Origin of the sequence: Microbacterium sp. (genome assembly GCF_032084865.1) — a bacterium.
Classification (GTDB): domain Bacteria; phylum Actinomycetota; class Actinomycetes; order Actinomycetales; family Microbacteriaceae; genus Microbacterium.
Genome location: NZ_DAMDLU010000028.1, coordinates 1 through 12,649, shown reverse-complemented (window position 1 = coordinate 12,649; position 12,649 = coordinate 1). Strand labels below are relative to the sequence as shown.

Sequence of the window (12,649 nt, the reverse complement as noted above, 5' to 3'; positions counted from 1 at the left end):
ACTCCTCGGAGGGCTTCGTCGAGCTGGGGCGGCGGCCCGGGTACTACCAGCCCGGTGACGTGGATGCGGTGGTGATGCGCCTCAACCTGCACTCCTGGGCGGAGGCCGCTGCGCGCGAAACGCAGGAGAGGGCCCGAAACGCAGGAGCGGAAGCGGGACCGGATCCTGCGATTCGGGAGAAGTCCGGCATTCCGGATGCCGCGAATCCGGATGCTGCGAATCCGGATGCTGCAGAGGAGACGAGCGCATGACCGGCCCCCTGGTGCTCGGGATCGAGACGAGCTGCGACGAGACGGGCATCGGCATCGTGCGCGGCCGGCAGCTGCTGTCGAACACGATCGCCTCGAGTATGGACGAGCACGCCCGCTACGGCGGCGTCGTGCCCGAGGTCGCCGCCCGCGCGCACCTCGAGGCGCTGCAGCCGTCGATCGAGCGCGCGCTGGCCGAGGCACGGGTGACGCTCGACGAGCTCGACGCGATCGCCGTGACCAGCGGCCCCGGCCTCGCCGGAGCGCTCATGGTCGGTGTCGGCGCGGCGAAGGGCCTCGCCGTCTCGCTGGGCAAGCCGCTGTATGCGGTCAACCACCTCGTGGGGCACATCGCGGCCGACATCCTCACCTCCGACGACCGCGCGACCGCGCCGCTGGAGTATCCGACCATCGCCCTGCTCGTCTCGGGCGGGCACACCTCTCTGTTGCACGTGCGCGACCTGACGACCAACGTCGAGCTGCTCGGCGAGACGGTCGACGACGCCGCGGGCGAGGCCTTCGACAAAGTCGCCCGGCTGCTCGGCCTGCCGTATCCGGGCGGGCCGCAGATCGATCGGGCGGCCGCCGACGGCGACCCGACGGCGATTCGCTTCCCGCGGGGGCTGTCGAAGGCATCCGACATGGCGAAGCACCGCTACGACTTCTCGTTCTCGGGCCTGAAGACAGCGGTCGCGCGCTGGGTCGAGCGGGCCGAGGCCCTTCGGGAGGCTCAGGGACCCACTGCTGCGGCACTGCCGGTCGCGGATGTCGCTGCGAGCTTCCGCGAGGCGGTCATCGACGTGCTCGTCACCAAGGCACTCGCCGCCTGCGAAGACCGTGGCGTGCCCCGACTGCTGCTGGGTGGAGGAGTGATCGCCAACCAGCGGCTGCGTGAGGTCGCCCTCGAGCGGGCCGCGGCCGCCGGTGTGGCCGTGCGCATCCCGCCGCTGTCGCTGTGCACCGACAACGGGGCCATGATCGCGGGCCTCGCGGCTGAGCTCATCGCGAACGGCCGCGGGCCGTCGACGCTCGGCTTCGGCGCCGACTCCACGCTGCCGGTGACCGAGATCCAGGTGAGCCCGGCATGAGCGATCCGCGCATCGAGCAGCCCACCCCCGAGGTCGAGAGGCCTGACGGCGGTGCCGCGGTGCCCGGTGCGTCGAAGGGGTACGGCAGGCTGCCGACCGCGCCGGTGCCCGTCGAGCGCACCGCGGCCGCGCATCCGGATGCCGACGAGCCGCAGACCGCCGAGTGGGAGCCGTCGACCGGGGCGACACCCGTCGACGACGCGCGTCTCGCACCCTGGGCGCTGGTGGCGGCGATCGTCGCCCTCGCGACGTCGATGTTCGTGGGCTGGGGCATCCCCGTCGCGATCATCGCGGTGATCGCGGCGATCATGTCGCTGCGTCGTCCGATCGAGAACCGCTCGCAGGCGATCTGGGCGCTGGTGCTCGGCCTGTGTGCCACGCTGTTCAGCGCGGGGTGGCTGCTGTGGGCCGCGATGCAGCTCGAGAATATGGGGTGAGGGATGCTGAACCAGGCGGAGAGCTCACGACGACGTGAGCTGCAGCGCCGGGCGTTCGCCGTGGACGGCGGCGCGAACGACGCCGAGCTCGCCGAGCTTCGGGAGCTGGATGCCCGAGCCGCAGCCGATGCGGTGGTCGCACCGGCTGCGATTCCCACGGTTCGTGATTCCGCCTCTGCGCCGCAGCAGCGCGATCACGATCAACCCCTGAACGAGCAGGGCCTGGTCGAGCACGGCCTGATCGAGCAGGGGCTGCTCGACCCACCGCAGGACGCGCCCGACGAGCACGAGCCGTCCGCGCCCGCAGGCGGTGCCGTACCGAGGCGCCGGCGGCCGAGCATCCCGCTGCTCGTGCTCTCGACGCTGATCGCACTTCTGCTCGGCATCGGCGGCGGCTGGATGCTGCTGAACCGCGACAGCACCCCCACCATGTCGGCGGAGCAGGCGAAGGCGATGGCCGAGATCGAGAAGACCGCACGCTTCGACCCCGGCTCGATGACCTACCTCGGCGAGCAGTACGACGCCTCGCTGTGGCGTGCGACGTCGAAGAACGGTGAGGAGATCTGCCTGGCCATCCACGTCATCGACCGGAACGGCCACCAGTGCATGTCGCCGACCGATGAGGACACGCCGTTCGCCCAGCCGGTGGGCGTCTCACTGAACCGCTCTGACGGCGACGTGCAGTGGTCGTACTGGGCGACCCTCGTAACCGACATCACCGGACGCGAGGTGCTGATCGTCCAGCGGTACGACATGGCGGCCGGCTTCGACTGGGAGGCGCAGTACACCGAGGATGAGCGGCGATACATCCGCGTGCTCGAAGCCGACGGGATCGATCCGACCTCGCTGCAGATCATCGGATACGACGACGACGTGCCGATCTTCCTCTCACAGGACGGGAGCACGTGCATCCTCGTCTCCGATCCGGCGAACGATGCCGTCGCGAAAGACTGCGATCCCTCCGACGGCGTCTACTCCCTGCAGGTCGACGACGTGAGGTACGAGATGCACGAGTCGAACTCCCGGGGTCCGACGCTGACGATCATCCGCACTCCGGACAGCACGGGCGAGTCGGGCGGCTGATCAGACCCGATCGGCGAGGATCGCCATCCGGCCGGAGGCCGTCCGGGTGAGGATCAGCGTCGCCGTCCCGGCGCCCTTCAGGGCCAGCTTCTTCCGGAACGCGGCGGGATCGATGTCCATGCCGCGCTTCTTGATCTCGAGACGCCCGATGTCGTGCGCGCGCAGCGCCTGGTTGATCGTCTTCACGTGCGCGGGCATGGTCTCGCGCACGCGGAACGACTGCACGAACGGGGAGGTCAGCGCCGCGTCGCCGGTGAGGTACGCGATCTGCTCGTCGATCGTCCCCGCATCCAGCATCCGCGCCACCTCGCCGATCAGCCGCGCGCGGATCACCGCGCCGTCCGGCTCGTGCAGATAGGCGCCGAGTGCGCGCACCGGCTCGTCGGCGGCATCGGCCGCCGCCGTGATCTCGTGCGTCTTGCCGGCCTGCATCACCAGGGCAGAGCGCCGGATGCCGTCCCGCGCGAGCTCGCCGCTCCACAGCACGAGCTCGACGACGCTTCCGTCGGCGCTGACCCATTGCGCCTCGACGTCGTCGGGGATGAGGTCGCGGTCGAGACCGGGCCCGAGCTTGATGCCGGTGGGATGCCGCCGCGCGACCTCGACGCACCAGTCGAGTGCGGGCGACCAGTCCGCGGCGGAGGTGCGCGTCGTCTCACTGTGCCCGGCCGTCCGCCGAGCGGGATCCAGCCAGACGGCCCCCTGATCAGGAACGTTGTCCTCGGCGACACCCTGACGCACGCTCGCATCGGGGAACGGCGCCAGGTTGTACGCGGCGATGGCCGAGGTCACCTGATCGGCATCCACAGCATCGACGGACAGCCCGGCGCCGGCGAAGGCAAGGCTGTCGCCGCCGATGCCGCAGCCGAGGTCGGCGACGCGGGTGATCCCGGCGCGCCGCAGTCGCACGGCGTGCATGGTCGCGACGCTCAGGCGGGTGGCCTGCTCGAGGCCTGCCCGGGTGAACAGCATCCGGTCGGCGAATTCGCCGAACTTCGCCCGCGCCTTCACGCGCAGGTGGGCCTGGCCGACCACCGCCGAGACGAGATCGGGGGAGTGGCCGGCCGCGCGCAGCCGCGACACGGATCGTGCGACGTCGGCCGATGACTCGACGGGTCCGACCTCGTCGAGCAGCGCGAGACCCTCACGCGTGAGCAGCGCGGTCAGTTCGGACATCTCCACCCGCTCAGCCTACGGCGCGTGCGCGCGGTGTCGCGTGTCGTCGGCTGGGCCCATATGGCTGCCTCCCTGCGCGGGTTGCGACCATTCGGGCCCAGCGGGCGCGGAGCATCGTCGAGGCACTTCGTCGGCTGCGCCCACATGGCTGCCTCCCCGCGTGCGTTGCGACCATTCGGGCCCCGCGCGCAAGAACGGAAGAGGCCGGAGGGGCTGGCACTCGCATTGCATGAGTGCCAGACGTCGGCATAGACTGGAGTTAGCACCCTCACCTCGAGAGTGCTAATGATCTTCTGAACTCAGTCACGAAAGAAGAGGTACACCGTGTCGGTTTCCATCAAGCCGCTCGAGGACCGCATCGTCATCCAGCAGGTCGAGGCAGAGCAGACCACCGCAAGCGGTCTGGTCATCCCCGACACTGCCAAGGAGAAGCCCCAGGAGGGTCAGGTCGTGGCAGTGGGCCCCGGCCGCATCGACGACAACGGCAACCGCGTTCCGCTCGACGTCGCCGTGGGTGACCGCGTGCTCTACAGCAAGTACGGCGGCACCGAGGTGAAGTTCGGCGCCGATGAGTACCTCGTGCTCTCGGCTCGCGACGTGCTCGCCGTCGTCGTCCGCTGACGCGGTTCGACACCAGCTCCCAGAGGGTCCGGATGCCATGGCATCCGGACCCTCTGTCGTACCCCGGCGTCTGCCAACCCCTATCGATCCCCGACCCGACCCCGCGGATGCCCCCGTCCCGCCCCTACAGCCCTCGGGGCGCCCCCCGATGCCGCGGACGGGCCCGAGTCGCACACTCGTAACACGCGCCACATGGCACATTCACGATGAAGGGGTAATCGATCATGGCTCTCGACGGCAACGCCAACACCTCCGGATCCCAGTGGAATCTGGGCATCGCCAACTCCGGAAACACGGATGACAACAGCGACAACTCGGACAACTCGGACAACTCGGTGATGGACAACTCGGACAACTCCGACAACTCCGTCACGGACAACTCCGACAACTCGGTGACCGACAACTCGGACAACAGCGACAACTCCGACAACAGCGACAACTCCGACAACTCGACCAACGACTCGTACAACGACAACTCGGACAACTCCGACAACTCGGTGACCGACAACTCGGACAACAGCGACAACTCCGACAACTCGACCAACGACTCGTACAACGACAACTCCGACAACTCGGACCACTCGTGGCGCGACAACTCGGACCACTCGGTGACCGACTCGTACAACACGCTCTACGACAACTCCGTCACCACCGGTGTGCGGCAGTTCAACACGGGCTTCGGCGACGTCAGCCTCGGCGCCGGGGGCGGTGGCATGGCGGCCATGGCGGGCACCGGGTCGCTCAGCATCGACGGAAGGACCACGCTCAACGACCAGTCGGTCAACCAGAACATCTCGGCGGGCGGCGACGTCAGCCAGCACTTCGGGCAGAGCAGCAACATCGCCTCCGGAGACGGCTCGGCTGCAGCCGGCGGTGACGCGACGGTGATGAACGTCAACACCGACATCAGCATGGGCGATGTCTGGACGGGCAACACCTGGAACACCGATTCGTTCAACGAGGACTACTCGCAGGACTGGTCGTTCACCGACTCGTTCAACGACAACTCCGACAACAGCGACAACTCGGACAACTCGGACAACTCCGACAACTCCGACAACTCGGTGGTGGACAACTCCGACAACTCGATGACGGACAACTCGCAGGACTGGTCGTTCACCGACTCGTTCAACGACGAGTCCATGGTCGACAACTCGAACACCTGGACGGCCGACGACTCCTTCAACGACAACTCGACGTCCACGTCCGACATGGACATGACCATCAACGACGCCAACGTCGACAGCCCCTTCGGGGACGCGTCCGACGTCGCCTTCTGAAAGATCATCCAGCGGGCGCACGACCTGCCTGGCCGCCCCTCTGGTGGGCGGCCAGGCACACCAGTAAGCTCCTGAGCACTCGATGGGAGTGAGAGCCATGTCTGACGAACCGGACACCAGCCCATCTGACGACGCGCCCTGGGGAGGAGCGGATCTTCTCGATCCCTTCGGCGCCGACGCCTTCACTCAGGAGATCGCGAACATCTCGGAATCCGATTGGCACCTGGACGCCGACGAGATATGGGGAGATCTCGACGGCGGTCAGGCCGACCCGGGGGATCTGCCCGATCCCGGACTGTTCGCCTGATCCGCATCGGGTCCAAGGGAGGGAGCGCACGTGCCGGGAGAGCATTCAGCTGGGGAGGCGAGGATCGTCGACGTCATTCACGATGTCGGCGATCTCGCCGCGTCTGCGGGCAGGAACGACCTCGCAGCCCGACTCGCGAGCACGCAGCACCGCCTGGAGGATCCGGCGGTGCGCGTGATCGTCGTCGGCGAGTTCAAACAGGGCAAGAGCAAGCTGATCAACGCGCTCGTCAACGCTCCCGCATGCCCGGTCGACGACGACGTCGCCACGAGCGTTCCCACCACGGTCGGCTACGCCGAGCAGCCCTCGGCGTGGGTGATCGAGCGGCCCGCAGGCGCGGCGGCCGAGCCGCAGCGCCGCCAGATCCCCCTCGAAGACCTCGCGCAGTACGTCTCCGAGCACGGCAACCCCGGCAACGAGCGCGGCATCCTGTCGGCCGAAGTGCTGCTTCCTCGCGAGATCCTGCGCGGCGGGCTCACGCTCGTCGATTCGCCGGGAGTCGGCGGCCTCGAGTCGTCGAACTCACTGGCCACGCTGGCGGCGCTCTCGTCGGCTCACGCGGTGCTGCTCGTCTCGGACGCCTCGCAGGAGTACACCGAACCCGAGGTGCAGTTCCTCCGGCACGCCATGCGCATCTCGCCGAACGTCGCCGCGGTGCTGGCGAAGACCGACCTGTACCCGGAGTGGCGACGCATCGAGGAGATCGACCGCACGCACCTCAACGGCGGTCAGGACATCCCGATCTTCTCGGTGTCGAGCGATCTGCGACTGCTGGCCGCCGAACTGCAGGATCGCACGCTGAACGACGAATCGGGCTTCCCCGCTCTCGTCGCTCACCTGCGGCGGGACGTGCTCGGCCGGGCCGAGGCCATCCACCAGCGCGGGGCGGTGCACGATCTCATCTCCGTCGTCGAGCAGCTGGAGATGTCGCTGCGCGCCGAGCTGAACGCGCTGCTGAACCCCGAGGACACGCCGCGCATGATCGCCGAGCTCGAGGCAGCGAAGGCGAAGGCGGATGACTTCCGCGGGCGCTCCGCCCGCTGGCAGGTGCTGTTGACCGACGGCATCGCCGACCTCGTCGCCGACATGGAGCACGACGTGCGCGATCGACTGCGCAAGGTGCAGCGCGAGGCCGAGCGCGCGATCGACGAGGGCGACCCCGGTCCGATCTGGGATCAGATCCGCGAATGGCTGGACCAGCGCGTCACCGCCGCCGTGTCGGAGACCTTCGTGTGGACCGACGAGCGCTCCCGCTGGCTCTCTGAGGAGGTGGCCGAGCTCTTCAGCCAGGATCAGGCCGACATCCCCGTCAGCGACGTCTCGGACATCCGCGGCGTCCTCGACCCGGTCGAGGACATCGCCGGGCTCGAAGCGGGCCAGCTCAGCGCGGGGGAGAAGATCTACATCGGCGTGCGCGGCTCGTACGGAGGCGTGCTGATGGTCGGTCTGGTGACCGGGCTCGTCGGCATGGCCCTGATCAATCCGCTCTCGCTTCTGGCCGGGGTGCTCGTCGGCCGCAGGGCGTACCGCGAAGACATGGGCAACAGACTGAATCGCCGCCAGCAGGAGGCCAAGATCATCGTCAGGCGCTACATCGACGAGGTCACGTTCCAGGTGGGCAAGCAGCTCAAGGATCGTCTGCGCCTGGTGCAGCGCACCGCACGCGACCACTTCGGCGCACTCGCAGAAGAGCTGCACAGCTCGCTGACGGATGCCCTGCAGCGTGCCCGTCAGGCGGCATCCGGATTCACCTCCACTCGCGACCAGCGCGTTCTGGTGCTGAAGAAGCGTCTCGCCGAACTCGAGCACGTGCGCAGGAGCATCCCCGCTCTTCCGCCGGCGCCCGCGGCGATCGGTCAGCCGCCCCGCGCGGCCGCGCACGCGATGCCGGCGGTGCACCAGCCGATCGCCCGGTTCACCGCCGGCTCCCGGGCGAGCGTCGGCGAGAAGGCAGGGGACTGATGCCGTCAGGGGTCATCTCCGACACGGAGAAGCTGCTGCACACCGCGCGATCCGTGTACGTCGGCGATCGCGACGCCCTCGCGCTGGTGGATCAGCTCGAGGCACGGCTGCACGAGCCCCTGCGCCTCGCCATCGCCGGGATGGTGAAAGCGGGGAAGTCCACTCTGCTCAACGCGATGCTGGGCGAGCGGATCGCGGCGACCGACACCGCCGAATGCACTCGCGTCGTCACCTGGTACCGCTACTCGCCCACCCCCCGACTCACCATGCACCTGCGCGACGGCACGACCGCACGCATGCCCGTCCGCCGCGAGGGCGGGCTGCTCGCCTTCGACCTGGGCGGGCGCACCGCGGAGGACATCGAGTGGATCGACGTGGGCTGGCCCCTCGAGGGGCTCGCCTCGCTCATCCTGATCGACACGCCGGGCATCGCGTCGCTCTCCACCGACACATCGGCCCGCACCGCGCGCTTCCTCATCCCCGAGGACGAGCCGTCGGCGGCAGATGCCGTCGTGTACCTCATGCGTCACCTGCACGGCTCGGACGTGCGATTCCTCCAGGCGTTCCGCGACACCGCGGCCGGGGCAGGCGCGAGCGTGTGCGCACTGGCCGTCCTGTCGCGTTCGGACGAGGTCGGCTCGGGCCGCATCGACTCGCTGCTCTCGGCACGACGGGTCGCCTTGCGCTACGAGCGCGACGGCGACCTCGGCGCGCTCGCGCTCGGAGTCGTGCCCGTCGCCGGTCTGCTCGCCGAGGGAGCGCGCACCCTGCGCGAGAGCGAGTTCATCGCGCTGCGCGAGCTCGCCGGTCTCGAGCGCAGAGAGCGGGAGAGCCTGCTCGTCTCCGCCGACAGATTCATCCGCGAGAGCCCGGTCACCGGACTCAGCGTCTCGGTGCGCGAGGGTCTGCTCAGCAGATTCGGCATCTTCGGGGTGCGCCTCGCGACCGCGGTCATCCGGGGCGGCGTGTCCACCTCGTCCGAGCTGTCGGATGCCCTGGTGCAGCAGAGCGGACTCATCGAGCTGCAGGACGCCGTGCAGCGGCACTTCCGCCCCCGCGCGGATGTGCTCAAAGCCCGCAGCGTCGTGCTGCAGCTGCAGGCGCTGGTGCGGCGGGCGCCGAAGCCCGGCTGCGAGGAGGTGCTGGCCGGGATCGAGCGCTTCACGGCATCCGCCCATACGCTGCGCGAGCTCGCGCTGCTCGCCGAGGCCAGGGCGCACGGTCTGCCGCTGCCGGCACCGCAGGCGCAGGAGGCCGAGCGCATCCTCGGCGCCGCCGGTGTCACGGCATCCGCTCGCCTCGGGCTTCCCGACGACGCATCGGCGGAGGAGATCTCGCGTCGCGTGCACGAGCAGATCGATCATTGGCGCCGGCTGAGCGCCGACCCGACCGCGGATCGGGGCGGGCGCGACGTGATCAGTGCGGTGCTGCGCAGCCTCGCCGAGGTGGCCTCACAGTCCGGCGGCGCCCGAACCCTCCGGCCCGCGACGCACATCGACCCGTCTCGCCGACCAGGCGATCCCCTTGGGCAGGACGCTGCTGAGCAGGGCGAGGAGCACGAGGGCCGCCTGCGCCGCAAGAAGAGGCTGAAGTGGTTCCCCCTGGGAGCCCAGCGCCACCCACTCGGGTGAGAGCACGACCAGCAGGGCGAGCACGGCGAAGGTGAGCAGCTGCCACCAGCGCACCTGAGGGCGCCGCCCCATGAACGACACCAGCAGAGTGATCTGCAGAAGCAGCACGGCGATCAGCGCACCGAACACCACCCAGAACACGATGTCGGCCGCCGTCTCGTAGGCCTGCTCGCTGCGGCCGGCCGTGACGGTCTTCGCCGACTCGGTGATCAGCGGCAGCAGATCCTTGCGGATCACGAACAGGTACACCGCCGTGAACCCGCCGAGCGCGAAGCTGACGATCCACAGCAGTTGGCTGACCCGGATGGAGAACGGCGGGGGCACCTTCACCACCACCGGCGCCGCGTTGGGGTTTGTCAGCGGTGGACGAGCCGGCAGATCCCGCGAGCGGTACGGCGTGAACGCTCCGGCCGCGGCATCCCGTTGCCGGGACACCGCAGCCGGATCCGAGCGCCGCGCCGCGTCAGTCATCCTCGACCGGGATGTCGACAGGCTGGTCGTCGAGCGCCGCGCTCGCCGCGTCGGCGTCGTACGAATCCGCAGCGCCTCCTGCGGTCATGTCGCTCTCCAGCAGGTCTGCGGGCTCGGGGACGTCGGCCGGAGGAGCAGGCGCGGGCTCCTGCACGACCACGGGGGTGTCGCCTCCCGCCTGCACGGCGGTGTCGACGGCCGTCCCGACCGCGGCGGTCGCGGCCTCGGGAACGTCGGAGTCGGGGTCTGCCGTGGCGGGGTCCGCGGTGGCGGCATCGGGCAGCGGAGCCTCGTCGGGGGCGTCGTCGGGTGCGACGTCGTCATCGGGCGTCCCGTCCGTGCCCGTCTGGTTGAAGCTGCCGGTGTTGGTCTCGTTCCCGACCGACACATCGCCTATCGTCACGTCGACATCCGAATCCACGACGGTCGCGTCGCCGCCGGCGGCGACGGCGTTGTCGCCGGAGGCGACCACCGCAGCCTGATCGAACACCTGGGTGACGTCGCCGCCCTCCGTCCAGATGTTCTGATTGACCGACTGGTCGAGAATCGTCGAGCGCGCGTCGATGTTCGTCGTGTACTGCTGGATCATCCGCACGATCTCGCGCACGGCCCCGTCGCCATGGGTGTCCACCGGCGGCGCCGGCGGGGGTGGCGGGGGAGTCGACTGATTGATGACGTGCGGATGGTCGACGATGACCGGTCTGACCGCTGCGACGTCGGCCATGCACACGTCCTCGAGTCCGTGCCGCGCCAGAGCGGCCTCGGGCGATGCCACGAAGCTCTCCGCGGCGTCGGGGTCGCGCAACAGGCTCAGGATGAACGCGATGAGCGCGTCGGCGATGGTCTCCACTGGCGATGTCATCTGCAGCCCCTTTCGACTTCGGCCGGATCAGCCGTCGCTGCTCCCCAGCAGCCAGGGTCCCGGGCAGCCGGGAACGATCGGTGAATCGCATGCTATGCGGGGCGGAACCCGCGCGGCATCGGGGGTTGGCCCGATACCCGTATAGGGGCTCACGGGGGTTGGGTCGCGCGCCCCGCGCCCGCGTCGTTCTCGCCGAGCAGAAGGCGCAGTCGCGCGAACATCTCCGAGCGCGACGCCGCGCCGAGACGACGGCGGATGTGCGCGATGTGGTGCTCGGCGGTGCGTGGCGAGATGAAGATCGTCTGGCCGATCTCGGCGTATGTCTTGCCCTGGAGCACGAGCCGCGCGACCTCGATCTCCCGGTCGCTGAGCACCTCTTCGGCCGCGGTGCGATCGACGGCGTCCGCGTCGCCGCCGGCGGTCGCCTCGGGTCGTCTGGTGCCGTCGGTGGGGTGCAGCTCTCGAGCGCATGCCAGCAGCTGGGCGGCGACCCTGCGGTCGGTGGTGCGGGCGGCGCCGTGACCGGCGAGCCGCGCGGCATCCCACATCAGCCCGACCGCGGCCAGCTCCTCGGCCGCGGTCATCACGACGTCCGCCGCCACGGAACCTGCGAGCACGTCCGTCCAGACGCGCCCCGCTTTGGCCATCCCCGCCGCCACTCGGCTGTGCGGCGCGGCGGCGACGAGCGCCTTCGCATGCGGTGTCAGCCGATCGGGCCGGCTGAGCAGGATGCCCTGCTGGATGACCGCCCAGTGCAGATGCGCCGTCCACAGCGGCGGGCTGCCCAGTCTCTCGACCATCTGCAGCGCTGCCCGCACCTGTGGCTCGACGCGATCCGCGTCGCCGGCTCTGGTGCCTGCGGTGATCAGCTCGGCGATCGGATGCAGGAGATACAGGTCGATGTCGGCGCGAAGCAGCACCGCTCTCGCCCGCTGCCAGGCGGCATCCAGCCCCGACGCGTCCTCGTATCTGCGGGCGAGGGCCACCCGCACCGCCTGAAGCAGGAGAGCATCGCGGGTCGCGAGCCGCGCGACGCCGGTCGCCTCGACGCGCTGAAGCAGCTCCCGCGCTTCGGCGGGATGTGCGCGCTGCACGGCCACCCAGGCGCTCCACAGCAGCAGCCGCGTGCGCGCCCAGGGGCCTCCGTGGTCACCGTCGATGGCCTCCTCCAAGACGGACTGCGCCGTGACCAGACGGCCGAGGTTCAGCGCGACGACCGCCGCGACCACCGCGGGGAGCTCGCACAGGGCATCGCTGCGCCCGGTTCTCGTGTACATCTCGGACGAGCGCACCAGATCCGCCAGCGCCGACTCCGTCGCATCCGGCCCCGTCGTCGCCTGCAGGCCGCTGCGCAGCAGCGCCGCCGACACGCCGATCGCGGTGGGCAGTGCGAGCGGCATCGACGGGGCGGGCGGGTTCGATTCGCCGACGCCGAGGGCGGCGATGGCGGCGTTCACGAGCGTCACCTCGTCTGCGGGCGGAA

Annotated in this window: 11 protein-coding genes and 1 pseudogene; 9 read left to right on the top strand and 3 right to left on the bottom strand. The window is 69.7% G+C overall.

Annotated features, from left to right (window positions below; translation table 11 throughout):
• The 4 genes and pseudogenes from RT309_RS04900 to RT309_RS04885 form a co-directional block, all read left to right on the top strand.
• A pseudogene (locus RT309_RS04900) lies at positions 1-251 on the top strand (hypothetical protein); the annotation flags it as partial.
• Positions 248-1,336, top strand: a complete 1,089-nt coding sequence (gene tsaD / locus RT309_RS04895) for a tRNA (adenosine(37)-N6)-threonylcarbamoyltransferase complex transferase subunit TsaD (RefSeq protein WP_313355763.1) — start codon at positions 248-250, stop codon at positions 1,334-1,336. The pseudogene RT309_RS04900 and the gene tsaD, both read left to right, overlap by 4 nt.
• The gene (locus RT309_RS04890) at positions 1,333-1,773 is read left to right on the top strand and encodes a hypothetical protein (protein ID WP_313355762.1); all 441 of its coding nucleotides are present in this window, start codon (positions 1,333-1,335) and stop codon (positions 1,771-1,773) included. Before tsaD ends, RT309_RS04890 begins: the two co-directional genes overlap by 4 nt.
• Before the next feature lie 3 nt (positions 1,774-1,776).
• Complete coding sequence (locus RT309_RS04885) at positions 1,777-2,856, top strand: hypothetical protein (RefSeq protein ID WP_313355761.1); 1,080 nt, start codon at positions 1,777-1,779, stop codon at positions 2,854-2,856.
• On the opposite strand, the gene RT309_RS04880 is transcribed toward RT309_RS04885, so the two are convergent.
• Positions 2,857-4,038 (bottom strand): class I SAM-dependent methyltransferase, encoded by a 1,182-nt coding sequence (locus RT309_RS04880; protein WP_313355760.1) that lies wholly within the window; start codon positions 4,036-4,038, stop codon positions 2,857-2,859.
• Between the two features lie 318 nt (positions 4,039-4,356).
• On the opposite strand from RT309_RS04880, the gene groES reads away from it, so the two are divergent.
• The 5 genes from groES (at position 4,357) to RT309_RS04855 (ending at position 9,833) form a co-directional block, all read left to right on the top strand.
• Positions 4,357-4,653, top strand: a complete 297-nt coding sequence (gene groES, locus RT309_RS04875) for a co-chaperone GroES (RefSeq protein ID WP_099196502.1) — start codon at positions 4,357-4,359, stop codon at positions 4,651-4,653.
• Between the two features lie 224 nt (positions 4,654-4,877).
• Entirely contained in the window at positions 4,878-5,933 is a 1,056-nt protein-coding gene (locus tag RT309_RS04870; RefSeq protein ID WP_313355759.1) for a hypothetical protein, read from the top strand.
• A 97-nt stretch (positions 5,934-6,030) separates the two neighbouring features.
• Positions 6,031-6,240 carry a hypothetical protein gene (locus tag RT309_RS04865; RefSeq protein ID WP_313355758.1) on the top strand — a complete coding sequence of 70 codons (210 nt, stop codon included), beginning with the start codon at positions 6,031-6,033 and terminating at the stop codon, positions 6,238-6,240.
• 30 nt (positions 6,241-6,270) lie between these two features.
• On the top strand, positions 6,271-8,202 hold the full coding sequence (locus tag RT309_RS04860; protein ID WP_313355757.1) for a dynamin family protein: 1,932 nt from the start codon (positions 6,271-6,273) through the stop codon (positions 8,200-8,202).
• Positions 8,202-9,833: a GTPase gene (locus tag RT309_RS04855; RefSeq protein ID WP_313355756.1), complete on the top strand. Its 1,632-nt coding sequence runs from the start codon at positions 8,202-8,204 to the stop codon at positions 9,831-9,833. Before RT309_RS04860 ends, RT309_RS04855 begins: the two co-directional genes overlap by 1 nt.
• 463 nt (positions 9,834-10,296) lie before the next feature.
• Here RT309_RS04855 and RT309_RS04850 read toward each other — a convergent pair whose 3' ends face one another.
• A complete protein-coding gene (locus RT309_RS04850; protein ID WP_313355755.1) occupies positions 10,297-11,166 on the bottom strand; it encodes an IniB N-terminal domain-containing protein in 870 nt (289 codons plus the stop codon).
• 149 nt (positions 11,167-11,315) lie between these two features.
• Positions 11,316-12,649: helix-turn-helix transcriptional regulator (locus RT309_RS04845; RefSeq protein WP_313355754.1), on the bottom strand; the 1,334-nt coding region annotated here is incomplete at its 5' end.

Bases quoted from the DNA above. Each gene is read 5' to 3' on its own strand.
- tsaD (WP_313355763.1), top strand. From the start codon at position 248: ATGACCGGCCCCCTGGTGCTCGGGATCGAGACGAGCTGCGACGAGACG.
- RT309_RS04890 (WP_313355762.1), top strand. From the start codon at position 1,333: ATGAGCGATCCGCGCATCGAGCAGCCCACCCCCGAGGTCGAGAGGCCT.
- RT309_RS04885 (WP_313355761.1), top strand. From the start codon at position 1,777: ATGCTGAACCAGGCGGAGAGCTCACGACGACGTGAGCTGCAGCGCCGG.
- RT309_RS04870 (WP_313355759.1), top strand. From the start codon at position 4,878: ATGGCTCTCGACGGCAACGCCAACACCTCCGGATCCCAGTGGAATCTG.
- RT309_RS04865 (WP_313355758.1), top strand. From the start codon at position 6,031: ATGTCTGACGAACCGGACACCAGCCCATCTGACGACGCGCCCTGGGGA.
- RT309_RS04855 (WP_313355756.1), top strand. From the start codon at position 8,202: ATGCCGTCAGGGGTCATCTCCGACACGGAGAAGCTGCTGCACACCGCG.
- RT309_RS04850 (WP_313355755.1), bottom strand. From the start codon at position 11,166: ATGACATCGCCAGTGGAGACCATCGCCGACGCGCTCATCGCGTTCATC.